This window comes from Nonomuraea sp. LP-02, assembly GCF_036289125.1.
Taxonomy (GTDB): Bacteria; Actinomycetota; Actinomycetes; order Streptosporangiales; family Streptosporangiaceae; genus Nonomuraea; species Nonomuraea bangladeshensis.
Map to the genome: position 1 here is coordinate 1 of NZ_JAXCLK010000002.1, position 22953 is coordinate 22953.

A 22953-nucleotide genomic window follows, 5' to 3' on the forward strand; every position below is an offset into this window, starting at 1 on the left:
ATGAAGATGTCGATACGGGCGACCGCGGTCGCCTCGGCCCTCGCCCTCGCGGTCCTCACCGTCGCCCCGGCCGCGCACGCGGCGCCCGGCGACGACCGCAAGCGGCCTGCCCCCGCTCCCACCGAGCCCTACCACTCCGGCAAATCCGGTAAGCCCAGCAAGCCCGGCAAGATCAAGACCAAGAAGTGGGATGTCAGCGGCCTCCGAGCCAAGGTGCTCGCCACGGCCCCCGAGCTGACCGCCCGCGCGGACGCGTCCCGCGCCGCCGCGCCCCCGGCGCCGGTCGCGAACGACGTCACCGGCGACGGCCGGGCCGACCTGGTCGCCCAGCTGTCCGGCGCCGACGCCGGAGCGCTGCGCGTCTACAACGGCAACGGGGCCACCACCTCCAACCCGTGGGAGACGACCTACACCGCGACGCCGCCGCAGTGGGAGTTCGCCGATACCCTCATCGTCGCCGACGTCACCGGCGACAACCGCTCCGACGTCATCGTGCGCGACCCCTCGGCGAACAACGGCACGCTGTACGTCTACCCCAACGACGGCTCCGGCTCGGCGAACCCGTGGCCCAACCGTTTCGCCGCCGGCACCGGATGGAACATCGTCGACCGGATCCTCGTCGGCGACGTCACCGGTGACGGCAAACCCGACCTACTGGCGCGCAATCCCCACGAAGCCAGCGGAACCCTCTACGTCTACCCGAACAACGGCTCGGTCACCTCCAACCCGTGGACCCGGTCTCCGATCTGGTCGGGCACCGGGTGGAACCTCGCCCAGATGATGATGCTCGACGACGTCACCGGCGACGGCAAACCCGAAATCGTCGCCCGCGACGCCACCGGAGCCCTCCTGGTCTACCCGCACAACGGGTCGACCACGTCGAACTTCTGGACCTCGATCGTGTACGGGAGCACCGGCGGCTGGAGCGGCACCGACCGGCTGTCCATGGACGACGTCACCGGCGACGGGCGCCCGGACGTGATCTCGCGGGACCCCTCCGGCGCCCTGTGGATCCACCCCTGGCAGAACGCCACGGCGGGCTCGATGTGGTCGCCGACGATCCGCTTCGCCGCGGGTACCGGCTTCGAGTACGCGCTCGACGTCGTGACCGGCGACGTGACCGGCGACGGCAAGCCCGACCTGATCGCCCATGTCGCCCGCAGTGGCGACCTGTGGCTGCTGCCGAACAACAAGGCGGCCACCGGCAACCCCTGGCCCGACCGGGTCAGTGCCGGCACCGACTGGGGCTTCGCCTCGCAGATCCTCCTCGCCGACGTCAACGGCGACCGCCTTCAGGACGTGCTCGCGGTCGACAAGCGCCTCTCCAACGGCACCCTGTGGATCTACCTCAACAACGGGTCCACGACCGGCCTGCGCTGGACCACCCGCTACTTCGGCGGAACCGGCTGGAACATCTTCAACCACCTGATCGCCGGAGACGTCACCGGCGACGGCCGCGCCGACCTCATCGGACGTGACAACAGCGGCGACCTGTACGCCTACCCCGGCAACGGATCGACCACCGCCTTCCCGTGGACGCCGCGCGCGTGGGTCGGCAGCAACTGGCAGACGGCCACCCGGCTCGCCCTCGGCGACGTGGACCACGACGGCATCGCCGACCTCGTCGACCTGGAGAACGACGGGTCCCTGTGGGTCTTCCCGACCGGCGCCTCAACCGATCCGATCGTGATTCCGGGCAACTGGGCCGGAACGCGGTCGCTCGGCCTCGGGTACGTGACCGGGGGCTCCGGGCCCGACCTGGTGGTCGGCGACGCCTCCGGCGGACTGTCGATCTACGCCAACAACGGCGCGACCTCGGGCAACCGCTGGTCCAGCACCCCCAGGACGGGCGGCAACGGCTTCCAGAGCGCGGTCTCCCTGGTGCTGTAGCACCGGCCACCGAGAGGATTTCAGGCATGACACACACCAAGGCGGGTGTCCACACCGATCAGGCCCCGCCCCCGCGGGGCGCCTACTCCCAGGCCGTCGTCGTCGGAGACCTCGTCTACACCGCGGGCTTCGGGCCGGTCGACCCGGTGACCCGGGCGATCGTCGGAGACGACGTCGCCGAGCAGACCCGCCAGACACTGCGCAACGTCGCCGCAGCGCTGGAGGCCGCGGGCTCGGACCTGCAGGACGTCGTCAAGGTGACCGCGCACCTGGCCGACGTCGACAACGACTGGGACGGCTTCGACACGGCCTACCGCGAGTTCTTCGACGAACCGCGCCCGGCCCGCACGACCGCCGGATCCAACCTCGGCGGAATCCTCGTGGAGATCGACGTCGTCGCGGTCAAGGGCTGCCGCCGACGGTCCTGATCTTCTCACCGCGCGCCGAGCCGGTGTCGGGGCCCTCGGCGCGCGGTGAGGAGGCCCCGTACCACGCGAAGCGGGCGGTGGCTCGCCGGGCCGATGAGCGGACACACACGTCTTCGCCCGGTATCGATGGGTGCCGCGCCCCCACAGGGGCGCGGCACCCATCGCCGTGTTCAGCGATCGGCCGCCCGCCCCGCTCAGGAGGGGGGCCTGGTCCCGATGACGACAGTGGCGTCCAGCTCGTCGGAACCGGCCACCCGCGGGATCAGGCCGTTGCGGGCGAAGATCTCGGCCTCCGGCGCCTGGCGCTCACTCGTCTCGACCAACAGGAGACCTCTCGGGGTCAGCCGCGACGGCGCGGCGGCGGTCACCCGCCGCACGACGTCAAGACCGTCCGCGCCACCGTCGAGCGCCGTCCGCGGCTCGTGGACGCGGCGGGCCTCCGGGGGCAGCAGCCCGATCGCCTCGGTGGGCACGTAGGGGGCGCACGACCGTGTTCTCCCGCGCCGTTCCCACTCTGGAGGCACCGGATATGGACGCCCTGGTGGCCGGCCCGGACAGGCTGGGCGAGCCGGATCGGCCGACGCCGGAAGCCTGGGACGCCGTGACAGCCTGTGCCGACGAGGCCACACCGCACCAGCGGTGCCCGCCTGGGCCAAGCGGCTGGCCGCACCCGACAGCCAGACGCCCGCCCAGTCCAAGACCGCGATCGACCGGCTGATCGCCCGCCGCGACTTCGGCCTGCGGGAGAAGACCCTCTACCGCCTCCTATTTGAGACCGCCGCCCGAGCTGAGGAAATCCTCGCCCTCAACATCGAGGATCTGGATCTGACCGCCCGCCAGGCGCGGGTCAAGGTCAAGGGCGCCCGCGGCAAGACTCGCCGCCGTGGCCAGGCACGCGAGGATTTCGTGCTGGAGACCGTCTACTGGGACGCCGGCGCCGCCCGGCTGCTACCCCGACTGCTCAAAGGCCGCACCCAGGGTCCGGTCTTCGTCACCCACCGCCACCCCGGCCCCGGCAAGGCCATCGGTCCCCGCGACGTCTGCCCCGACACCGGCCTGGCTCGCCAGTCCTATGGCCAGGCCCGCGCCCTGCTGGACCAGCACACCGCGCTGAACGGTCCCGGCACGGGGTGGGATCTGCACGAATTCCGCCATTCGGCGCGGACCCATCTGGGCGGGGTGGGTGCGAGCCTGCTGATGCTCATGGCCAAGTCCCGGCACAGGGCGCATCTGCCCATGGGGTGAGGCGCGGCGGACTTGCTCGATGGTAGCGATCTCTTGCTCAATCCCGCTCTCCTCAGAGGAGAGGCGGAAGCAGCGCCTGAGGGTGATCGCGTGACGGCTATGCTCGCAGCAGCCTGTATCCGGAAGTGGTGAGGCACTGACCGACGCCGTGAGGTATCCGTGGCCAGTAATGCACTATTCGGCCGCCGTGCCGAGCTCGACCAGCTGTCTGGCTTTCTCGACGCGGCTCGGCGGCGTGGTGACGCGCGGCTGATGTGGGGTGACCCCGGCATCGGCAAGTCCGCTCTCATGGCCGCTGCGGCCGAGCTGGCGGTCACGGCGGGGATGCGCGTGCTGCGAGCGTCCGGGTCCGAGTTCGAAGCCGACGTCAGTTACTCCTGCCTCAATCAGCTGCTCCTGCCGGTCGAAGCCGACATCCAGCACCTGCCGCCGCAGCTTCGAGAGGCATTGTCGGTGGCGTTGGGGTTCGGCGTCGGCGCCCCACCGGACGCGCTCCTGGTCTGCAACGCCGCGCTCCTGCTCGTCAAGAGGGTCGCCGCTGAGACACCGCTCGCCCTTCTGGTGGACGACGTCCAATGGATCGACCGGGCCAGCGCCGTCGTGCTGGGATTCGTCGCCCGCCGGCTGCAGGGGGTCGGGGCCGCGCTGCTGTTCTCCGCCAGGACGGGCGCAGTGAGCTCCGCGGCGCCTCGCGGGTTGACCGAGATGGCCGTCCAGCCCTTGGATCGAGCGGCGGCAGGGCAACTGGTCGACGTCCACTTCCCGGACATGCCGGTACAGATCAGGAATCGGCTGCTCGACCTGGCCCAGGGCAATCCGCTGGCCTTGACGGAACTGCCTTCGACGTTGCTGGGCGCGATGCATCCCGCGGTGGCGCACTCGGAGGTGGTCCCGCTCAGCGACCGGCTCCAGGCGATGTTCGCCACGCGGATCGCCGATCTGCCGGCATCGACCCGGAGAATGCTGTTGCTGGCCACGTTCGAGGGCACCGGCGACATCCGGGTGCTCAGGGCTGCCTCGGCGGATGAGGCCGGACTGGCCGACCTCGCCCCCGCCGAGCGGGCGCAGCTGGTACGCGTCGACGACGCCACGGCGCGGATCGCGTTCCGGCACCCGCTGATCCGGTCGGCGATCGTGGCGGAGTCCACGCACGAAGAGCGCCGGACCGCACATGTCGCCCTCGCCGGTGCCCTGACGGGTGACCAGGAACGTCGCGCGTGGCACCTGGCCGCAGCCGCCGTCGGCCCGGACGAGACGGTGGCGGCGCTGCTGGAGGACTCGGCGCATCGCATCATGCTGCGCGGTGACGCGTTCGCCGCAGTCGCCGCGCTGATCCGGGCGGCCGAGTTGAGCGCGACGAGCGCCGATCGGGGGCGTCGGCTGTCCGAGGCCGCATACATCGGCGCCGAGGCGAGCGGGGCCATCGACGACGCGAAGACACTCCTGACCGACGCGCGGCGAGCGGCTCCGGATTCCACCGGCTCGCTTCACGCGGCCAACGCGGCCGCGTTCCTGATGCTCAACGGGGACGGCGACGTCGCCACCGCCCACCGGCTCCTGGTCGGCGCCATCGAGACCGCGGAGCACGGCTGGCGGGCCGAGGATCCCGCGCTCGTCGAGGCCATGCACACGTTGATGCTGTTGTCCTGGTACGGCAGCGCCCCGGAATACTGGGAGCCGTTCTACCGGGCGTTGGAACGGCTGGAGCCGCGACCGCCCGACGTGTTGTCGCTGGCGAGCAGGACCTTCCCCGACCCGGTCCGCACGGGGGCATCGGCGCTGGCGAGCAGCCGGCGCATCCTCGACACCCTGCCGGACGAGACCGACCCCACGCGGATCATGAGGGTCGGCACGGCCTCGGTCTATCTGGACCGCCTGGGTGACTGCCGCGAGTCCTCCTGGCGGCTGGTCCAGCAGGGACGGGAGGGAGGCGCGCCTCGCCGGCACCTCGGCGCCCTCATGCACCTGTGCCTGGACGACTTTCTCGTCGGCCGGTGGGACGAGGCCGAGGAGCTGGCCAGTGAGGGGCAGCAGGTCTGCGAGACCAGCAGTTTCTCCTTCTTCGCGTGGTACTTCATGTACAACAGGGCGATCCTCGCCGCCGGACGGGGACGCTTCGAGGAGGCGTACGCGCTCGCCGACGAGATCACCCATTGGGCGCTCCCACGCGGTGTGACGGCCGCGGCGCTGTTCGCCCAGCATCCGCGTGCCATCGCGGCGCTGGGACAGGGGGACTTCGGCGCGGCCTTCCACCACGCGGCCGCGATGAGCCCGCCCGGCGCGCTTGCCGCGTACGTGCCGCACTGCACGTGGGTCATGTTCGACCTGGTGGAGGCGGCGGTGCGGACCGGGCGGATGGTCGAGGCCAGGGCGCACGTCGAGGCGATGCGGGCCGCCGACGTGGCCGCGTTGTCGACCCGGATGACGCTGATCCAGGTGGCGGCGGAGTTCCTCGTGTCCGACGACGACGGGACGAGGGCGCGGCTGGAGTCGCTGTTGTCGGGCCACGTGGCGGAACGGTGGCTGTGGGACGCGTCCCGCGTCCGGCTCGTCCTCGGCGAGAGGCTGCGTCGTGACAGGTCGGCGTCGCAGGCGCGCCGGCATCTGCTCGTCGCCCGCGACGGATTCGCCGCGATGGCCGCCGGGCCCTGGGTCGAGCGTGCGCAGAACGAGCTGCGCGCCGCCGGCCACCGGACGGCCGAGACCTCGTCAGGCGGCCCGGCCGCCCTGACCGCGCAGGAGTTGCAGATCGCCGAGCTGGCGGCGAGCGGCCTGACCAACAAACAGATCGCCGAGCGGCTCTACCTCTCGCACCGGACGGTGGGTGCGCACCTGTACCGCATCTTCCCTAAGCTCGGCGTCGCCTCCCGCGCCGGGCTCAGGGATGCTCTCGCACCGGATTCCGAAGCCCCGCGCTGAGCTCGTCGGCCTGTGCCTCCTTCTCCTCCAGCAGCCGCTCCAGCAGGCGCCGGGTGGTGGGGTCGTCGGCCCCGACCCAGCGCACCGCCTCCTGCAATGACTGGACGAGGATCCGCGCTCCCACGAGGTCCTGCGTCACGATGCCGGTGAGATCGCCGTCCTGGAACGTCTGGAAGGTGACGCGCGAGCGCGCCGGGAGGTGCCTTGGGTCGTGGTCGGCGGTGAACCCGAGCTGGGCGATGCGGGTCGCGAGCAGCCGCGCGCCAGCGCGGTCACGGTCGGCGCAGCCGTGGAGGAACTGCGCGACCTGCCGGTGTGACGGCCCGCGGACGAGCAGGGCGTGCTGCTCGTACTGCAACGAGGACACCACCAGGCTGGCCAGCAGCACGTTCAGCAGGTGTGCGACCGCTTTGAGCTCGGCCCGGTTCGACGGTGTGACCGCACCGTCGTCCGGGTCGAACAGCGCCCGGTCCCTGACCTCCCGCATGCGCAGGACGGCCGGCGGCTCTGGAGGACTCGTCACGTGTCAATGGTCGGGCACGCGCCCGGGCCGCGCATCTGTCAAATGACCTAACCGCATCTGCGGTTAGGTCATCGGCCGCCGTGGGCGCCCGAGGCGGGAGTCGGATGACTGATGTGGTGCGGCGCGGCCGGTCCGAGAGTGGGCTTCGACAAGCCCGTACGAGCTGAGGAGCAACCCTCGTGACCATCGGCCACGGCTTCCACGCCATCATGAAAGCCCGACCCGGCCTGGGCGGCGAGCTGATCGGCGAACTACTGAACGCGCCGTCCCTGCCGCACGACGACTGCGTCGTCTTCCTGGTGGGACGCTCGGCCGCCGACCCTGACACCGTCCACGTGACCGAGGGCTGGGTCAGCGCCGAAGCCCACGCCGCGTTCTTCGCCACCGAGCCGGCGCAGAAGCTGGTGGCGAAGCTGCAGCCCCTCCTGGACGGCGAGTCGACCTACTTCGACGAGGTCCCCGTCGGTGGCAAGGCCGTCCTGTGAACGCCTCAACCGCCCGCCCGGGCCTCGATCCGGAACTGCGAGAGCTGCTCAGCCACCTGCCGCTCGTGCCCGAGCTAACGCCCGAGCTCCTCGCCCAGTTCAGGCTCGTCCCGTCGCCGCCTCCTGACCTGGACGGCCGCGCCGTCGAGCGACGAGAAGTCTCAGGCACCGTCCCGCTGTCGGTCTTCAGCCCGCCCGGCCATCCGGCAGCGGCGCCCGCCGTCCTCTGGCTCCACGGCGGCGGCATGATCATGGGCGACCGCTACTCGCAGCTCGACATCCCGCTGGAGTGGCTCGACCTGTTCGGCGCCGTCGTGATCTCCGTCGAGTACCGTCTGGCGCCCGAGGCCACCGGCACCACCCTGGTCGAGGACTGCTACCGCGGGCTGCTCTGGGTCGCCGAGCACGCCGGTGAACTCGGCATCGACCCGCAGCGCATCGTCGTCGCGGGCACCAGCGCCGGCGGCGGACTGGCAGCAGGGCTCGCGCTGCTGGCCCGCGATCGCGGCGGGCCGCGGATCGCCGCGCAGATGCTCATCTGCCCGATGCTCGACCACCGCAACGACACCCCTTCCGGCCGACAGCACTCCGGCGGGCCCGGTGTGTGGACCCGCGAGACCAACGCGTTCGCCTGGCGATCGGTCATCGGCAGCGAGGAGGTGTCCGCCTACGTGTCGCCGGCGATCGCCGAGGACCTGTCCGGCCTGCCGACCGCCTTCATCGACGCCGGAACGGCTGAGGTTTTCCGTGACGAGGACGTCGCCTACGCCACCCGGATCTGGGAGGCCGGAGGTCAGGCCGAGCTGCACGTGTGGGCGGGCGGCTACCACGGCTTCGACGCGCTCTTCCCGAAGGCGTGCCTGTCGATCGCCGCTCGCCGTGCCAGAAACGACTGGCTCGCCCGCATCCTGCAGGTCTCACCATGAGCGATCACGCGGCATTCCTGCACGAGTTCGTCCGCGCCCCCTTCACCGTCGGAGCCGTCGCCCCCAGCGGGGGACCACTGGCCGACCTGGTCACCGTGCCCGTGCCGCGCGAGGGTGACCCTGTGGTCGTCGAGCTCGGGCCCGGCACGGGCGCGTTCACGGCGGCCATCCAGCGCCGGCTCGGCGGCCGGGGCCATCATCTGGCCGTGGAGATCAACGAACGGTTCGCCAGGCGGCTGGCCGCGCGCTACCCGCGGGTGGACGTCGAGGTGGCCGACGCCCGCACGCTACGCGAGCTGCTCAGGGCGCGCGGCCGCCACCAGGCCGACGTGATCGTGAGCGGGCTCCCGTGGGCGGCGTTCGCCGCGAGCACGCAGCAGGATCTGCTCGAAGCGATCACGGGCACGCTCGCCCCCGGCGGAGCGTTCACCACCTTCGCCTACACCTACACCCGGTGGGGGCCGCCTGCCCGGAGGCTGCGGCGGTCACTGTCCGAGCGGTTCGAGGAGGTCGTCCTCAGCCGGACCGTGTGGGCGAATCTTCCACCTGCCTTCGCCTACATCTGCAGGCGGCCGAGGCCATGAGAACTCTGCGGGGCAAGGCCAGGCCGACCGGCCATGATCACCGCGCTACGCCCTTCGAGCTGTTCTTCGACCTCGTCTACGTCTTCGCCATCACACAGATCACCGGATACATGGCGCGGCAGCGGGATGCCGAGGGCGTGCTCCAAGGCCTGATGACCCTGGCCCTGCTGTGGGGCACCTGGTCGGGCTACACCTGGCTGGGCAACCACTCTCGCGCCGACGAGGGCGCGCCCCGGGCCGGGATGATCGTGGCCATGGCCGCGATGTTCGTGCTCGCCCTGGCCATCCCGGACGCGTGGAGCGGCGGACCGGGCTCACTGGTGCTGGTCGTGGCCTATCTGCTGGTGAGATGGTTGCACCTCGCGATCTACGCCGTGGCCGCGCGGGATGACCCTGGCCTGCGACGTCAGGTAGCGGTCACCTGGGCGCCGCTGGCGGTGAGCGCCGTGCTGCTGGTCTCCGGAGCCCTGCTCGGAGACCGGGCGCAGACGGTCTTGTTCGCCCTGGCACTGGTGGTCGACTGGGTGGGCATCTACGTGACCACCCGGCACGGCCACTGGAGGCTGCGCAGCCCGGCGCACCTGACTGAACGGCACGGGCTGTTCATGATCCTGGCCATTGGTGAGTCGATCGTGGCGGTCGGGGCGGGCGCCGCCGGCCAGCCCCTGAGCGCCGCGCTCCTGCTCGCGGCCATCCAAGGAATCGCCGTCGCGGTCGCCCTGTGGTGGTCGTACTTCGACACGGTGTCGCAGGCGGCGGCCCGCCGCCTGCACGGGGAGGGCCGGCTACGTCTGGCGGTGGAGGCCTACACCTACGGCCACTTCCCGATCATCGCCGGGATCGTGCTGGCCGCCCTGGGCATCGAAGGAGTGGTCACTCACGCGAGCGACACGGATCGGCTGGGCGTCTTCTCCGCGCTCGCCTTGTACGGCGGCGGCGCGCTGTATCTCCTGGGACACCTGCTGTTCCGGCTCCGGATCCACCACGTGTTCAGTGGCGCGCACCTGGCCGCGACGGGCGCCCTTCTGATGATCGCGCCGGTCGCCGCCATGCTGCCGCCGCTCGCTGCTCCGGTCGGTGTCCTCGCCGTCCTGACCGTGGTGATCGTGGTGGAGGCCCGGAGGAATGGGCAAGGACGCGCGAGTTTTCTGGCTCGTCCCCAGCCCCGCATGACTGATTGCCTGCTGGTGGAGGAGACATGATGACGAACGAGCACCACAGCGAGATCACGCTGCGCGTCAACCACACCGCCCACCGGCTGACCGTCGACAACCGCATGACCCTGCTGGACGCCTTGCGCGAAAGGCTCGGTCGCACCGGACCGAAAAAGGGCTGCGACCACGGGCAGTGCGGCGCGTGCACCGTGCTGATCGATGGCAGGCGGGTTGTGTCGTGCCTGACCTTGGCGGTCGCCGCCGAAGGGGCCGAGATCACGACCGTGGAAGGTCTGGCCGCGGACGGCGAGCTCACGCCGCTGCAGGAGGCGTTCATCCGGCTGGACGGCTTCCAGTGCGGCTACTGCACCTCCGGGCAGCTCTGCTCGGCGGTCGGCATGCTGGCCGAACACGCGGCGGGATGGCCGAGCGCGGTCACCGCCGATGTGGCCGACCCCACGCCAGAACTGGACGCCGCCGAAGTACGTGAGCGGATGAGTGGCAACCTGTGCCGATGCGGGGCATACCCGTCAATCGTGCGTGCCGTCCTGGAGGTGGCCGAATGAGGGCGTTCTCCTACCATCGGGCGGCCGACGTCCGAGAAGCACTGGCCATGGCGAACGAGGGCGCCCGCTACCTGGGCGGCGGCACGAACCTCGTCGACCTGATGAAGACCGGCGTCGAAACGCCCACCCAGCTGGTCGACGTGCGATTCCTGCCGCTGGCCGGAATCAGCCAGGCCGCCGACGAACTCGTCATCGGGGCCACCACCACCAACAGCGACCTCGCGGCCCACCCGACGGTACGGCGGCGCTTCCCCGCACTCAGCCAGGCGGTGCTGGCCGGCGCGTCCGGCCAGCTGCGCAACATGGCCACGGTCGCAGGCAACCTGCTGCAGCGAACCAGGTGCGGCTACTTCGCCACGCAGGAGTGCAACAAGCGGGCGCCGGGCACCGGATGCCCCGCGATCGTGGGGGAACACCACAACCACGCCATCCTCGGCTGGAGCGAAAGCTGCGTGGCGACGCACCCCTCGGACATGGCCGTGGCGCTCCTCGCCTTCGACGCCATCGTGCACGTGGAAACCCTGGAAGGGCCAGACGAGATCCCTCTGGCGGACTTCTACCCGCCGGTCGGGGACGCTCCGCACGTGGAGACCACCCTCCCGCCGGGCGCACTGATCACCGCTGTCCGCCTCCGCGGATCCTTCCCCCACTCGCGCTACCGCAAGGTCCGTGAGCGGGCGTCCTACGCCTTCGCCACCGTCTCCGTCGCCGCGAGTCTCGACGGCGGCTGCGCGCGGATCGCGCTCGGCGGGGTGGCCTCGCGACCCTGGCGCGCCCGGCGGGCCGAAGCCGTCCTGCTGGAGCACCCGGGTGAGTTCCACGCGGCCGCCGAGGCCGAGCTCGCCGCCGCCGAGCCGCTGCCCGGTAACGGCTACAAGCTGACACTCGCCCGCAATCTCATCGTCTCCCTCCTGAACGAGGTGCGCCCATGAACGCGGTAGGCGTGGCCCGGCCGCGGGTGGAAGGTCCGGACAAGGCCACCGGGGTCGCGCGCTACGTGGCTGACGTGCCGGTGGACGACCTGGCCTTCGGCGTGGCCGTCCTGGCCACGGTGACGCGCGGACGCGTCCGTGACATCGACGCCTCAGCCGTCCTGGACATGCCCGGAGTGGTGGGGGTTCTCGACCATCGCAACGCGCCCCGGCTCAACCCGGAGGCGCTCGGCTTCTTCGGACCCGACCGTCAGCTCCAGCTCCTGCAGGACGACGTCGTTCCGTTCTCCGGCCGGCCGGTCGCGCTGGTGGTGGCCGAGACACTGGAACAGGCTCAGGCCGCGGCCGCAGCGTTGCCGGTCACCTACGAAGCGGAGCCGCACGACACCGAGTTCACCGCCGAGCACCCGGCACGCCGTCCGGCGGTGACGTTCTTCGACGGGCCCGTCGACATCGGCGACATCGAGGCCGAACTGGCCGCCTCAGCAGTGGTGGTCGAGGAGCGCTACCGAACGCCGGAGGAGCACCACAGCGCCATGGAGCCGCACTCGGCGACCGCATGGTGGGAAGACGGCCGGCTGGAGGCCATCGACTCCAACCAAGGGCCGTTCATCGTCGCTGGTGTCCTGAGCGCCCTGTTCTCGATGCCGCTCGACCGGGTGCGCGTCCGCACCGAGCACATCGGCGGCGGTTTCGGGTCCAAAGGACCGTGCGGGCCGCACCTGATCCTCGCCGCCATCGCCGCTCAGCGCTTCGGACGGCCCGTCAGAGTCACGCTCAGCCGTACGCAAGTGTTCCTGTCGACCGGCATGCGGCCGGCCACCGACCAGCAGATCCGGATCGGCGCCGACGCCGACGGGCGGCTGCGGGCAATCTGGCACCAGGCCACCTTCGAGATCTCCCCACTGGCGGAGTTCATCGAAGGGTGCACGGAGCTGACCAAGACGCTCTACGCGGCGCCCGCGATCAGGACCAGCCTCAGCGCGGTCCCCCTCGACATCCTGCCACCGTGCTCGATGCGCGGGCCGGGAACCGCGCCCGGATCGTTCGCCCTCGAATGCGCCATGGACGAGCTGGCGGAACGGCTGCACATCGATCCACTCGAGTTGCGCCTGCGCAACGAGCCCGAGGTCGGGCCGGTGTCCGGCCTGCCGTTCAGCAGCCGCAACCTGGTCGCGTGCCTTCGGGAGGGCGCGCGGCGGTTCGGCTGGGCCGGCCGCGACCACCGGCCCCGGCAACAGCGCCAAGGACGTCTGCTGATCGGCACCGGGCTCGCCGTCACGTCCTTCAGCGCGGGGGCGTTCGCGTCGTCGGCGTCCATCACGGCCGAGCCCGACGGCACCTACACCGTGGCGGTCGGCGCCGCCGACCTCGGAACGGGCGCCCGCACGGCATTGACCGCGATCGCCGCCGACGCGCTGGAGGTGAGCACCGAACGCATCCGGCTGCGGATCTCCGACAGCGCGCTCGGCCCAGCCTGGGGCGCCGGCGGCTCCCGGGGGACCACCTCCTGGGCCTGGGCGATCTCAGAGGCCGGGGCGAGGATGCGCGAGCAGGGCGCAGGCACGGTCACCGTCGACACCACGGAGCTGCTCGGCGACCTTCCGACCATGGAACGGCACTCCTTCAGCGCCGTCTTCGCCGAGGTGGGCGTCGATCCGACGACTGGTGAGGTACGCGTGCGCCGGCTTCTCGGGATGTACGCCATCGGCCGCGTGGTCAACCCGCTTACCGCCCGCAGCCAGGTGATCGGCGGTATGATCGGTGGGCTGTCGATGGCCCTGCACGAGGAGGGCCTCCGCGACAGGGTCACCGGCCGCCACGTCAACGCCGACTTCGCCGGCTATCACATCGCGACGCACGCCGACGTGCCCGACATCGAGGCCGACTTCGTGCCCGACTACGAGCCCGGCATCCCCATGGGCGTCAAGGGCGCCGGCGAGATCGGCAACGTCGGCACAGCCGCCGCGATCGCGAACGCCGTCTGGCACGCCACCGGCGTCAGGCAGAGATCCCTGCCGATCCGTCTCGATCGCGTGCTGGAGTGAGGCGCCTGGCGTCCTGGCTCGGCGGCGCGCCGAACTGGCGACGGTACTCCCGGCTGAACTGGGATGGGCTGGTGTAGCCCACGCGCCGGCTGACGGCGGCGACGTCACCCGGCGCCGCGGCGAGCTGGAGCCGTGCCTGCTGGAGGCGGATCTGCTTCTGGAACTGGATCGGGCTCATCGCGGTGGCGGCGTGGAAGTTGCGGTGGAAGGCCGAGACGCTCATCCCCGCCAGTCTGGCCACATCCTCGACCCCGAAGGACTGCGCGTAGTGGTCGCGGATCCACTGCACCGCGCGGGCGACGTGGCTGAGGCTGCTGTCGGGAAGCCCGAACTGGCGCACGATCGCGCCCTGCTCGCCCGTGATCAGCCGCCACATGATCTCCCGTTTGACGAGCGGCGCGAGGACGGTGATGTCGCCCGGCCGGTCGAGCAGGCGCAGCAGACGGACGACCGCGTCGAGCAGCTCGGCGGAGGCGGTGCTGACCGCCAGGCCGGGCGGCGCGTCGTCGCCGAGCTCCGGCAGATCGTCCGGGCCCGCCTGCAGCAACACCTCCGCGATGGCCGCCGGATGCAGGGTCACCCCGACCCCGAGCCCGGGTCGTTCGACGTCGGCCTTCGCGAAATGGGCGGTCACCGGCAGGTCGATCGAGGCGACGAGGTACTGCCCCGCGTGGTACTCGTACAGGCGGTCTCCCAGCGCGAACCGTTTCGTGCCCTGGGCGACGAGCGCCAGCACCTTGCCGTAGGTGGTCGGCGTAGGAGGCTGGGGGCGTTCGGCCTTGAAGATCAGCACATCCTCGATGGGAGTGGCGAGATCAGGTCGAGCATGGCGGATGAGGAGGTCGCGCAGCTCGTCGAGGGCCATGATCCCCATTCAAACACCGCGCGAGGTTCGGCGGCAATCGGGCCCACACACCCGGGTGGAGGCGTGGCGGCCCGGCCGAACGTACGCCGCCAAGGCTCACCAGCCAAGGCCCTCTCTAACCTGGGCATTGCCCCTTTCGGACTTATCTTGGCTGCCCCAAAGCAGAGCCTAGGGAGCAGCGGAAACCGCGTTAACGCCGGAGTCTCGGCCCAAATCTCTTACCGGCCGCCGGTGCACCGCTGCGACTTTCTGGATGGAGGTTTCTGGACGGCATCGCGCCTGGTAGTCCAGCTCCACCGTGCTCAGGTGGCGTCGGCACCAGGCGTCGTACTCGGCCACGATGGCCTGGCAGATGGTCGAGACCGTGGACTTGGACAGGGCGGCCTCGGGGCCGAGCGCGTCGGCCAGCGTGCCTTCGACGTCACGCACGGCCAGACCGCGCACGAAGGAGGCGATCACGAGGGTCTCCAGCGCGTGGGTGCGGGTGACACCGGCGCCGAACAATCGGGAGGCGGACTTCTCGGTGGTGCCCCGCAGCTTGGGGCGTGCGATGGTGATCGGCCCGCTGGTGGTCTTGACGGTGGTCGGGCAGTGCCCGTTGCGGTAGCCCGGCCGCACCGGGGCCTCCTCGTCGCCGCCGGGTGCGGTGGCGGTTACGGTGGCGGCGCGCTGGTAGCGGGCGCGGCCGAGGAAGGCGTCCACCTCGGCTTCGGCGGCGGTCTGGACAAGCCAGACGAGATCAACTTTCAGCTCCGAGACCGTCCAGCAGATCGCCGACGAGTTCGGCGTCACCCGCCCCACCATCTACCGACACCTCACCAAGGGACCCCCTTCTCGTGACTACGACTCTGCAGGGCGACAGGCAGTCATCGGACACGTCGATGACAGTCTTTTTCGGCGGAGAACTGCTCGTTGGGTGCTGGCTAGAAGTCGGTGACAGTGAGCCGCAGCGCGAGTTGACGCCCGCGCTGCGGCCGACTCGGGCGCCGTATGGCGCGGAGGGCGGCGCTAGTGAGCCCCGGCGAACAGGGCTTGGATCTGTTCGGCCCCGCCGTGTTGGAGCCATGCCTGGAAGTTCAGCAGGTCGGGGTGGCGTTCGCGGAGCGCCGTGATGTCGGCTCTCCACAGACCGCGCTCGTCCGCGAAAGCGCGCTCCGCCTCCTGGCCCAGTCCGATGCCGTCGATGGAGACCTGCCGGTAGGTGATCTCGCGCCCGATGCTGCGGCTGATGAGTTCCACCGTCCGGTTGGGGGTCAGCTCATCGCCGGCAATCTCGATCGCCTGTCCGATGTACTCCTGCGGGCGGGTGAAGGCGAGGCGGGCCAGGGCGCCGATGTCGGTGGCGGCGATGAGCTGCACCGGTGTCTCCGGGTCGAACAGGTGCGTGAGCTCGCCGTTGACGATACCGCCGAGGGGCAGTCCGGGAATGGTGTGGTTCTCCATGAATCGGACCGGCCGCAGGATCGTCGCGGGCAGGCCGAGCGCGCGTACGTGCTGCTCGATCTGCCATTTGCTCTCCCAGTAGGGGATGCCGGTGCCCCGGTCGGCCCCGCCGACCGAGGCGAACACGAAATGGGAGACGCCGGCTGCCGCCGCGGCGTCGGCGAGATCACGGCCACGGCGGATCTCGCGTTCGACCTCATCGTCGTCGGGCGTGACGCCGAAGATGCCGTGGGCGCCGGCAGCGGCCGCCACGAGCGAGCCGGGGTCGTCGAGGTCTCCGGCGTGCAGTTCGGCGCCTTGGGCTCTCAGCGTCTGGGCGGCCGGAGAGTCCGGGTCGCGGACGAGGGCGCGTACCGGCCGGCCGGCGGTCAGGAGATGAGCGGCGGTGGCGCAGCCTTGGCGTCCGGTCGCACCGGTCACGAGGATGGGCTTGTCGGCAGTGTTCACCAGGGACCTTTCGACGGGTATGCAGGCAGCGGTAAGCTGAGACTGTCTCAAGAAATATATTGAGGCAGTCTCAACTTGGCAATTCGGGAGCGCCCATGACGACCACCGGCCCGGCGCCGCAGCGCAAGATGCGCGCTGACGCGCGCCGCAACTACGAACGTCTGCTCGCTGAAGCGGCCACGGTCTTCACCGAACATGGCGTCGAAGCCTCGCTGGAGGAGATCGCCCGGCGCGCCGGAGTGGCGAACGGCACGCTCTACAGTCACTTCCCCACCCGGCAGGCTCTTCTGGAGGCGTTGCTGCGCGACCGCATGCGAACGTTGTCCAACACCGCCCGGGATCTCCTCGATCACCCGTCCGCGGGGGAGGCGTTGATCATCTGGGCGCGCGCGGCGATGGTGCACACCATGGTCTACCGAGGGCTGGCGACCTCGCTGATGCGCAGCATTGAAGATGAGACCTCGCAACTGCATGCCGCCTGCCAAGCGGTGCTCGCCGCCGGCGAGCAGCTTCTCAATCGCGCGCAGGCCGCCGGAACCGTGCGCGGCGATGCCACCGCCTCAGACCTCTACGCCCTGATCAACGCGGTCGCCTGGGCCGGGGAACAGACATCGCCCGCACAGGGCGAGCGCCTGTTGTCCTTCGGCATCGACGGGATGCGCCCCGCAACCGACTCTTGATGACGACACTTGAGGAGGATCGGAACGGTACGTGGGTGCAAACGTGGGCAAAGTGACGGTCCTGCTGGTGCTGGCCGGGTTGGCAGGCGTCTACGCGATAGCCGGGTCACCCCTGGCCCTGGCAGTCCTCGGCCTTCAGGTGCTCTTCATCCGGCGCCGGTCCTGGTGGCTGATCGTGCTGCAGGCCGCCGCCGCCTACGGTTCCGTGTTCGCCTTCGACACTTCGGTCGGCATCCTTGGCTTCGTCGCCGGTTCACTGTTGCTGACCAGGTCCTGGCCGCTCGCCCTCGTGGTGATGGGCAGCGCGCTGCTGCTGGGACCGGCCGACCCGGTGATCAGCATGGTCCTGATCGCCCTGATCGTCTACGGCCTGGCCACGATGCTGGACCGGATCCAGGAAGTGACCGCCGCTCGCCTGTCGCTGGCGATGACCGCGGCGGCCGAGGAACAGCTCCGCATCGCGGCGGAACTCAACCAGAGCCTGGGCGCCGCGCTCGACACGATCGCGGCCAGCGCCCGCAGGGGCATGCCTGACGTGGAATCGGCCCGGCACTCGCTGAGCGAGGCCAGGGCCGCCGCCGTCGGCTGTCGCGCGATGTCGCTGGCCCCTGAACTCACCACCGCCAAGGGCATGCTGATCGCCGCGGGAGTCGCCACCGAGGTGCGGATGCGGCACGCGGAACCGCTCGGCCCGGCCGGCACGCTGCTGGCCACTGTCCTGCGTGAGGCCGTGACCGAGATCGTCCGGCGCCGCGCCGCCTCGCGCTGCGTGATCGAGTCAGCCACGGAAGACGCCACCGTACGGCTGAGCATCGCCCACGACGGCACCCCCAGCGCCACGGACGAGTTCCTGGCCGACCTCCCCGCCCAGGTCGCGGCGGCCGGTGGCACGCTCGCCGTCGGCGTCGACGACAACGCCCAGGTCCTCGTGGAGGTGGCGCTGCCCGGCACCACGCTGCCGGACCCGCCCGCCCTGTCCATCAAGCTGTCGACGGCGGTGCTCGCGGCGGTGTTGGTCGGATTCTCGGCCAAGGCGTTGCTGCTGGCCGGTTCGTGGTGGCCTCTTCCGCTGCTGGCCGTCATCATTGTCATCCACCTGCGCTCGATCGAGGGCAGGCATCCGATCGCACTGATCGTCATGGGCGTGCTGGCGCTCGCCCCGATCCCGGTGTTCGAGCAGGCCTGGCTGGTGACGACCGGGTTCCTGACCGGGCCGCTGCTGCTGGCCCTCCGGCTCAGGGCGGCGGTGCCGCTGGTGGCAGCCGTCATGGCGGTGGTGGGGGCCGCCGGCCTGGTGATCGGCCTGCCGTACGCGCTGGTGGTGAACTACACGGTCAGCACGCTCGTGACAGGGCTGGTCATCTACGGCCTGTTCACGCTGGCGCGGCTGGACCGGGAGCTGAGCGCGGCCAGGGACGGGCTGGCCAGGTCGGTGGTGGTGGAGGAGCGGCTGCGGGCCGCGCGTGACCTGCACGACCTGCTCGGGCACACGCTGGCGGCGATCCTGCTCAAGAGCGAGCTGGCCAGGCGGCTGGAACCCGAACGCGCCCGCGCCGAACTGGACGACGTGCTGGCCATGACCGAGCAGGCCATGAGCGACCTGCGGACCGTCTCCGGCGAGCGGGGGAGGCTGTCGCTGGCGGGCGAGGCCGACTCAGTGCGTTCGGTGCTGGCGGCCGCGGGCATCGAGGTCACGCTGGAACTCGGTCACGGCATGCTCGGCACCGAGGTGGAGACCACGCTCGGCGCCGTGCTGCGCGAGGCGGTCACCAACGTGCTGCGGCACAGCTCCGCCCGCCATTGCGCGATCAGCACGAACGAACGCGACGGCGACGTACGAATGGCCGTACGCAACGACGGCGCGCAGGCCAAGCCGATCCGCCGCGGCTCGGCCGGGATGGGCAACCTGACCACGCGCCTGGCCGAGCTGGACGGGCGGCTGGACCTGGCCCGGGACGGCGAGTGGTTCGAACTGGCCGCGACGGTGCCGACGCGCTCCTGGGTCCCCGCCTAGATCCACCCCGACTCGATGGCAAGGCGAGCGGCATCGGCGCGGTTGAGCGTGTTGAGCTTGGCGACGATCGCGGGCAGGTGGTTGCGGACGGCGAGCGTTGGCAACAGCGGGGGCTGGGGGATGCCCCTCATTCTCGAAGGCTTCCAACCCGTGGTCCCCTGGAAACGCGGGCCATGTCGCGCGCCAGATGCGAGCGACGCAGACGGCCAGTCCTCACCAAGCGGCCCAGGTCGGCGCGGGTGTCATGCATGAGCTGCAGATGGAAGTAGTTCACGTGCTCCAACAGCGCGAACACCCACAGCGCCGCCCCCGGCCAGACCTGTGCGCCGGACGCGCCCATGACCAGGCTGGCACCTACCACGACGGCCCCCGCCACCAGCAGGCCGACGTTGATCCGAGAGATCCTGCGATACGTCGCCATCCCTGCCGGAACGGGAGCTCGCGAAGAGAGCTGGGCGCTCTTCAACCACCAGTACACGCCGCCCTCAGCCATGACGAGCAGGACCAGCACAAGCCCTGCCGAGTTGGCTACGGTCAAGGGCATGCCCAGTATGCCGGTCAGCACCCCGGCGAGCAGCGGAATGTTGACGGACTCCAGCACTGCCAGGGTCTTCATCCGGCGAAGCACGGAGGCACGGGGAGAAAGCACGAAGGCCATTCTCTCCGAGCTGTCTTCGCCCGTCCGACTCCCGGCTCCTTGGGGTGCCGTTAACAAACGTGACAGGCAGATCTCGCCCAAGCTGAAGACGAGTGGGCCCTGGGCCGCGGTGGAGACGCGGGAGCAGACGATCTGCAACGGGCTCTCCTCGGGACGGGCTGGGCCCCGATTCTCCTGTCGGAAAATCCTGTCGCCAAATCTTCTAATCCCGACACCTCAGCGGCGACCCAACATCGTGATCAAGATTTTCTGCTGGAGCGAGGGACCTTCCGAGAAGCGCCGGTGCGTGATCAGACTGCACGTCAAGCGCCTGCACGGCACAGCCCTGGACATTTCGGGGGCATAGGGATGCCGGCATTGATCTCTACCTGGGGCCGGCCATAGAAGGGGCAGGAGGGCGGGGGTTAGGAGACCGGGGCTCCGGTGCGCGCATGTGGTGGTCCAGCAGGCGAGTGAGTAGCTGGACGAGCTGGTCGCGTTCGGCGGGAGTGAGCGGGGCGAGCAGCTCGTCGTGGAGGTCGTCGAGGACCTGGTCGAGGCGGCGCAGGCGCTGGCGGCCTCGGGCGGTGATCGTGATGACGTTGCGGCGGCGGTCATCGGGATCCGGCGTCCGTTCGATGAGGTCGCGCTCGGCCAGTTCGTTGAGTACGCCGACCATGTCGCTGCGGTAGATGCCGGTGCGCCGGCTCAGCGTCGCCTGGCTGCCCGGGCCGTGCTCCTGCAACGAGGCCAGCACGGCGTAGTGCCACTTGCGGGCGTCGACCTCGGCCAGTCCTTCGTTCACCAGCCGGTCCGACTGTGCGGTCAGGCCGGACAGGAGGCGGCTGGCTCGTCGGCGCAGTCTGTCCGGCGTCTTCGTCTCGCCGTCGTGCGGCATGTCCGAGGCGTCGGCTCTGCTGGTCATGTCGCCGATCCTACCTCCTGTTGCGTTCGTCCCACTAACGATGTACATTCGTTCGCGTAACAAACGTTCGCCACATAAACGTTAAGCCAACTAATGAAAGAGGACGCTATGTCCACGTACACCGCGGTCGCCGACCGCATCGAGATCGCCGACCTGTTCGCCCGCTTCGCCCGCCTGCTCGATGAGAAGCGCTGGGCGGATGCGCACACTGTCTTCGCCGACGACGTGGCGGTGCACTCGCCCCGTGGAGGCGAACTGCGCGGCATCGACAACGTCATCGACTTCATGCGCAAGAGCGAGGTCGAGGGGCAGCAGGCCCAGCACCTGACCACTGACCTGCTGGCGGAGATCGACGGCGATGAGGCTGCCGTCTCTGCTTACTCGCTCGTGTTCTACTACCGCGACGGCCAGGCGCCCCACTTCACCGGCGGTCTGCGCATGGGGGGCATCGCGGTGCGGACGCCGGCGGGCTGGCGATTCCGTGAGCAGCGGATCACCCCCCTCTGGACCCGCGCGAGCTGATCCGCGAAGCCCGACTGTCAATCAGACAAACGTTCTATTTCGCTGGATTGGATGTAGTCATGGCACCCACCCTGCCCTTCGGCACCGCGCTCATCGGCCAGACCGAGAAGACCCTCAACGCGATCCTGGAGCGTCAGCTCGACGGGACCGGCATCACCGAACCCCAGTGGGTCACGCTCACGCTGACCTCGGTGAACGGCGGGACCATCGACCGCGCCGAGCTCATCGGCAAGGTCAGCAAGGCCACCAAGTTCAGCGAGGCGTCCGTGGCCGAGCGCATCGCCGAGTTGACCGCCGCGGGCCTGCTGAAGGATGGCGGCGAAGGCGGCGACGTGCAGGTCAGCGAGGCCGGTCAGCAGCAGTGGACGCAGGTGCGCACCGCGCTCGGCCCGATCACCCAGGGGCTGTGGGGCGACCTGCCCGCCGAGGACCTCACCGTCGCGGCCCGCGTGCTCAACACCGTCCTGGCCAGGGCCAACGGCGTGCTGTTCGCATGCTGAAGACAAGGAAGCGCCCATCATGCCCAGCATCGACGTCCTCGACTCGAGGATTCACTACGAAGACCACGGCAGCGGAGCCACCGTCTTCTTCCTGCACGGCAACCCCTCCTCCTCCCACATGTGGCGCACGATCCTCCCGCTGGTCGGCGCGGGACGGCTGATCGCCCCTGACCTCATCGGCATGGGCTGCTCGGGCAAGCCGGTCGGCGACTACCGGTTCGCCGACCACGCCCGCTACCTGGACGCCTTCTTCGACGCCCTCGGCCTGGACGACATCGTGCTCGTCGGCCACGACTGGGGCGGCTCGCTCGCCTTCGACTGGGCGGCCCGGAACCCCGGCAGGGTGCGTGGCGTCGCCTTCTTCGAGACGATCGTGCGGCCGATCGACTCAAGCGAACTCTCCGAGCAGGCCCGCGCCCACACCGCGCGGTTCCGGACCGCCGAGGGCGAGGCGCTGGTGCTCGACACGCACTTCTTCGTCGAAGCCGCCTACACCGGGGGAGTGCTGAACCCGCTCGGCGCCGAGGACCTCGACGTGTACCGCCTGCCGTACCCCACTCGAGAGAGTCGCCGCCCCCTGCTGAACTGGACCCGGTCGCTGCCGATCGACGGCGACCCCGCCGATGTGACCGCCAAGATCAGCGCATACGGAACTTGGCTGGCCGACAGCCGGGATGTCCCCAAGCTCCTGCTCACCTTCGATTCCTCACCCACGCTGCTCATCACTCCGGAGGTCGCCGCCTGGTGCAAGGACAACGTCGCGGGACTGCAGGTCGAACACTGCGGCCCAGCCGGGCACCACGCGGCGGAGGACCAGCCTGAAGCGATCGCGGCGGCGATCGCCACCTGGCTGGACCAGCAGAACCTCCGATAGCCCGCCCCATCAGGAAGCCGTTCGAGCCGGCGGAGAGTCGAGACGCGCAAGGAGCTGTTCCCTGAAAGGGCTGGACTGAAGCCGCCGGGATCCCGTCTGATCATCGCGATCGGGCGGGATCCCGGCGTTCAGGGGATTCCCATCCGGGGTGAGCATCAGCCGGGCCGCGGCCTGACTGGTCCCTAGAGCGTCCAGGAAGGTCGGCGTTTTCGGACCGCACGTGGACCTGCACGAACGTCGCCCAGAACCTCTGGCCGGGAATCGGCTGCCCGTCGGCGCCGTATTCCGGTGGTCCCCTCACGAGAGGGCTCCCAGGGCACAGAGCGTCCCGGGGCCCTCTCTCCGT

General features: G+C 70.3%; 23 protein-coding genes and 1 pseudogene. 17 read left to right on the forward strand and 7 right to left on the reverse strand.

Annotated elements, in window-relative coordinates; translation table 11 throughout:
* Positions 1-1890, forward strand: a 1890-nt coding sequence (locus SMD20_RS43250; protein WP_329592912.1) for an FG-GAP repeat domain-containing protein, incomplete at its 5' end; no start/stop codon positions are given.
* Between the two features lie 26 nt (positions 1891-1916).
* Positions 1917-2318 (forward strand): RidA family protein, encoded by a 402-nt coding sequence (locus SMD20_RS43255; RefSeq protein ID WP_329592913.1) that lies wholly within the window; start codon positions 1917-1919, stop codon positions 2316-2318.
* Between the two features lie 194 nt (positions 2319-2512).
* On the opposite strand, the gene SMD20_RS43260 is transcribed toward SMD20_RS43255, so the two are convergent.
* Positions 2513-2791: a hypothetical protein gene (locus SMD20_RS43260; RefSeq protein ID WP_329592914.1), complete on the reverse strand. Its 279-nt coding sequence runs from the start codon at positions 2789-2791 to the stop codon at positions 2513-2515.
* A 166-nt stretch (positions 2792-2957) separates the two neighbouring features.
* On the opposite strand from SMD20_RS43260, the gene SMD20_RS43265 reads away from it, so the two are divergent.
* Both SMD20_RS43265 and SMD20_RS43270 read left to right on the forward strand, forming a co-directional pair.
* Complete coding sequence (locus SMD20_RS43265; protein WP_329592915.1) at positions 2958-3563, forward strand: site-specific integrase; 606 nt, start codon at positions 2958-2960, stop codon at positions 3561-3563.
* Between the two features lie 159 nt (positions 3564-3722).
* Positions 3723-6482: a helix-turn-helix transcriptional regulator gene (locus SMD20_RS43270; protein ID WP_329592917.1), complete on the forward strand. Its 2760-nt coding sequence runs from the start codon at positions 3723-3725 to the stop codon at positions 6480-6482.
* On the opposite strand, the gene SMD20_RS43275 is transcribed toward SMD20_RS43270, so the two are convergent.
* Positions 6442-7005, reverse strand: a complete 564-nt coding sequence (locus SMD20_RS43275; protein ID WP_329592919.1) for a ferritin-like domain-containing protein — start codon at positions 7003-7005, stop codon at positions 6442-6444. The two genes, SMD20_RS43270 and SMD20_RS43275, sit on opposite strands and share 41 nt — an antisense overlap.
* Before the next feature lie 179 nt (positions 7006-7184).
* On the opposite strand from SMD20_RS43275, the gene SMD20_RS43280 reads away from it, so the two are divergent.
* Genes SMD20_RS43280 through SMD20_RS43310 form a run of 7 tightly spaced genes read left to right on the forward strand, consistent with a single transcriptional unit; the run spans position 7185 to position 13700 of the window.
* Entirely contained in the window at positions 7185-7490 is a 306-nt protein-coding gene (locus SMD20_RS43280; protein ID WP_329592920.1) for a putative quinol monooxygenase, read from the forward strand.
* Positions 7487-8416, forward strand: a complete 930-nt coding sequence (locus SMD20_RS43285; protein ID WP_329592922.1) for an alpha/beta hydrolase — start codon at positions 7487-7489, stop codon at positions 8414-8416. The genes SMD20_RS43280 and SMD20_RS43285 overlap by 4 nt, the downstream gene beginning before the upstream one ends.
* The gene (locus tag SMD20_RS43290; RefSeq protein WP_329592924.1) at positions 8413-9000 is read left to right on the forward strand and encodes a class I SAM-dependent methyltransferase; all 588 of its coding nucleotides are present in this window, start codon (positions 8413-8415) and stop codon (positions 8998-9000) included. Before SMD20_RS43285 ends, SMD20_RS43290 begins: the two co-directional genes overlap by 4 nt.
* Positions 8997-10202 (forward strand): low temperature requirement protein A, encoded by a 1206-nt coding sequence (locus SMD20_RS43295; protein WP_329592926.1) that lies wholly within the window; start codon positions 8997-8999, stop codon positions 10200-10202. The genes SMD20_RS43290 and SMD20_RS43295 overlap by 4 nt, the downstream gene beginning before the upstream one ends.
* The gene (locus SMD20_RS43300; RefSeq protein ID WP_329594739.1) at positions 10202-10720 is read left to right on the forward strand and encodes a (2Fe-2S)-binding protein; all 519 of its coding nucleotides are present in this window, start codon (positions 10202-10204) and stop codon (positions 10718-10720) included. Before SMD20_RS43295 ends, SMD20_RS43300 begins: the two co-directional genes overlap by 1 nt.
* On the forward strand, positions 10717-11652 hold the full coding sequence (locus SMD20_RS43305) for an FAD binding domain-containing protein (RefSeq protein ID WP_329592928.1): 936 nt from the start codon (positions 10717-10719) through the stop codon (positions 11650-11652). The genes SMD20_RS43300 and SMD20_RS43305 overlap by 4 nt, the downstream gene beginning before the upstream one ends.
* Positions 11649-13700, forward strand: coding sequence for a xanthine dehydrogenase family protein molybdopterin-binding subunit (locus SMD20_RS43310; protein WP_329592930.1), 2052 nt, complete (start codon positions 11649-11651; stop codon positions 13698-13700). The genes SMD20_RS43305 and SMD20_RS43310 overlap by 4 nt, the downstream gene beginning before the upstream one ends.
* Here the strand turns inward: SMD20_RS43310 and SMD20_RS43315 are convergent.
* Together SMD20_RS43315 and SMD20_RS43320 are read right to left on the reverse strand one after the other, a co-directional pair.
* A complete protein-coding gene (locus SMD20_RS43315; protein WP_329592932.1) occupies positions 13654-14565 on the reverse strand; it encodes an AraC family transcriptional regulator in 912 nt (303 codons plus the stop codon). The two genes, SMD20_RS43310 and SMD20_RS43315, sit on opposite strands and share 47 nt — an antisense overlap.
* A gap of 282 nt (positions 14566-14847) precedes the next feature.
* Positions 14848-15294 (reverse strand): annotated as a pseudogene (locus tag SMD20_RS43320) (transposase); the annotation flags it as partial.
* A gap of 40 nt (positions 15295-15334) precedes the next feature.
* Between SMD20_RS43320 and SMD20_RS48540 the strand changes: the two are divergent.
* Entirely contained in the window at positions 15335-15502 is a 168-nt protein-coding gene (locus tag SMD20_RS48540) for a hypothetical protein (protein ID WP_442942658.1), read from the forward strand.
* Positions 15503-15573: 71 nt separating this feature from the next.
* Here SMD20_RS48540 and SMD20_RS43325 read toward each other — a convergent pair whose 3' ends face one another.
* Positions 15574-16455, reverse strand: coding sequence for an NmrA/HSCARG family protein (locus SMD20_RS43325; protein ID WP_329592936.1), 882 nt, complete (start codon positions 16453-16455; stop codon positions 15574-15576).
* A gap of 95 nt (positions 16456-16550) precedes the next feature.
* On the opposite strand from SMD20_RS43325, the gene SMD20_RS43330 reads away from it, so the two are divergent.
* The gene (locus SMD20_RS43330; protein ID WP_329592937.1) at positions 16551-17135 is read left to right on the forward strand and encodes a TetR/AcrR family transcriptional regulator; all 585 of its coding nucleotides are present in this window, start codon (positions 16551-16553) and stop codon (positions 17133-17135) included.
* Positions 17136-17178: 43 nt separating this feature from the next.
* Positions 17179-19149 (forward strand): sensor histidine kinase, encoded by a 1971-nt coding sequence (locus tag SMD20_RS43335; RefSeq protein ID WP_329592939.1) that lies wholly within the window; start codon positions 17179-17181, stop codon positions 19147-19149.
* 127 nt (positions 19150-19276) lie between these two features.
* Here the strand turns inward: SMD20_RS43335 and SMD20_RS43340 are convergent, their stop codons facing one another.
* Positions 19277-19765, reverse strand: coding sequence for a hypothetical protein (locus tag SMD20_RS43340; RefSeq protein ID WP_329592941.1), 489 nt, complete (start codon positions 19763-19765; stop codon positions 19277-19279).
* A gap of 406 nt (positions 19766-20171) precedes the next feature.
* The gene (locus SMD20_RS43345; protein ID WP_329592943.1) at positions 20172-20711 is read right to left on the reverse strand and encodes a MarR family winged helix-turn-helix transcriptional regulator; all 540 of its coding nucleotides are present in this window, start codon (positions 20709-20711) and stop codon (positions 20172-20174) included.
* 108 nt (positions 20712-20819) lie between these two features.
* On the opposite strand from SMD20_RS43345, the gene SMD20_RS43350 reads away from it, so the two are divergent.
* From SMD20_RS43350 to SMD20_RS43360, 3 genes are read left to right on the forward strand one after another with little or no spacing between them, the layout of a single operon-like run.
* Positions 20820-21233, forward strand: a complete 414-nt coding sequence (locus SMD20_RS43350; protein ID WP_329592945.1) for a nuclear transport factor 2 family protein — start codon at positions 20820-20822, stop codon at positions 21231-21233.
* A gap of 59 nt (positions 21234-21292) precedes the next feature.
* Entirely contained in the window at positions 21293-21733 is a 441-nt protein-coding gene (locus SMD20_RS43355) for a hypothetical protein (RefSeq protein WP_329592946.1), read from the forward strand.
* A 19-nt stretch (positions 21734-21752) separates the two neighbouring features.
* Positions 21753-22607, forward strand: a complete 855-nt coding sequence (locus SMD20_RS43360; RefSeq protein ID WP_329592947.1) for a haloalkane dehalogenase — start codon at positions 21753-21755, stop codon at positions 22605-22607.
* Positions 22608-22953: the final 346 nt, after the last annotated feature.

Excerpts from the sequence above, each read along its gene's own strand:
- SMD20_RS43295 (WP_329592926.1), top strand. The coding sequence starts at position 8,997 with ATGAGAACTCTGCGGGGCAAGGCCAGGCCGACCGGCCATGATCACCGC.
- SMD20_RS43300 (WP_329594739.1), top strand. The coding sequence starts at position 10,202 with ATGACGAACGAGCACCACAGCGAGATCACGCTGCGCGTCAACCACACC.
- SMD20_RS43310 (WP_329592930.1), top strand. The coding sequence starts at position 11,649 with ATGAACGCGGTAGGCGTGGCCCGGCCGCGGGTGGAAGGTCCGGACAAG.
- SMD20_RS43315 (WP_329592932.1), bottom strand. The coding sequence starts at position 14,565 with ATGGCCCTCGACGAGCTGCGCGACCTCCTCATCCGCCATGCTCGACCT.
- SMD20_RS43255 (WP_329592913.1), top strand. The coding sequence starts at position 1,917 with ATGACACACACCAAGGCGGGTGTCCACACCGATCAGGCCCCGCCCCCG.
- SMD20_RS43305 (WP_329592928.1), top strand. The coding sequence starts at position 10,717 with ATGAGGGCGTTCTCCTACCATCGGGCGGCCGACGTCCGAGAAGCACTG.
- SMD20_RS43345 (WP_329592943.1), bottom strand. The coding sequence starts at position 20,711 with ATGACCAGCAGAGCCGACGCCTCGGACATGCCGCACGACGGCGAGACG.
- SMD20_RS43290 (WP_329592924.1), top strand. The coding sequence starts at position 8,413 with ATGAGCGATCACGCGGCATTCCTGCACGAGTTCGTCCGCGCCCCCTTC.
- SMD20_RS43330 (WP_329592937.1), top strand. The coding sequence starts at position 16,551 with ATGACGACCACCGGCCCGGCGCCGCAGCGCAAGATGCGCGCTGACGCG.
- SMD20_RS43355 (WP_329592946.1), top strand. The coding sequence starts at position 21,293 with ATGGCACCCACCCTGCCCTTCGGCACCGCGCTCATCGGCCAGACCGAG.
- SMD20_RS43340 (WP_329592941.1), bottom strand. The coding sequence starts at position 19,765 with ATGAAGACCCTGGCAGTGCTGGAGTCCGTCAACATTCCGCTGCTCGCC.
- SMD20_RS43350 (WP_329592945.1), top strand. The coding sequence starts at position 20,820 with ATGTCCACGTACACCGCGGTCGCCGACCGCATCGAGATCGCCGACCTG.
- SMD20_RS43360 (WP_329592947.1), top strand. The coding sequence starts at position 21,753 with ATGCCCAGCATCGACGTCCTCGACTCGAGGATTCACTACGAAGACCAC.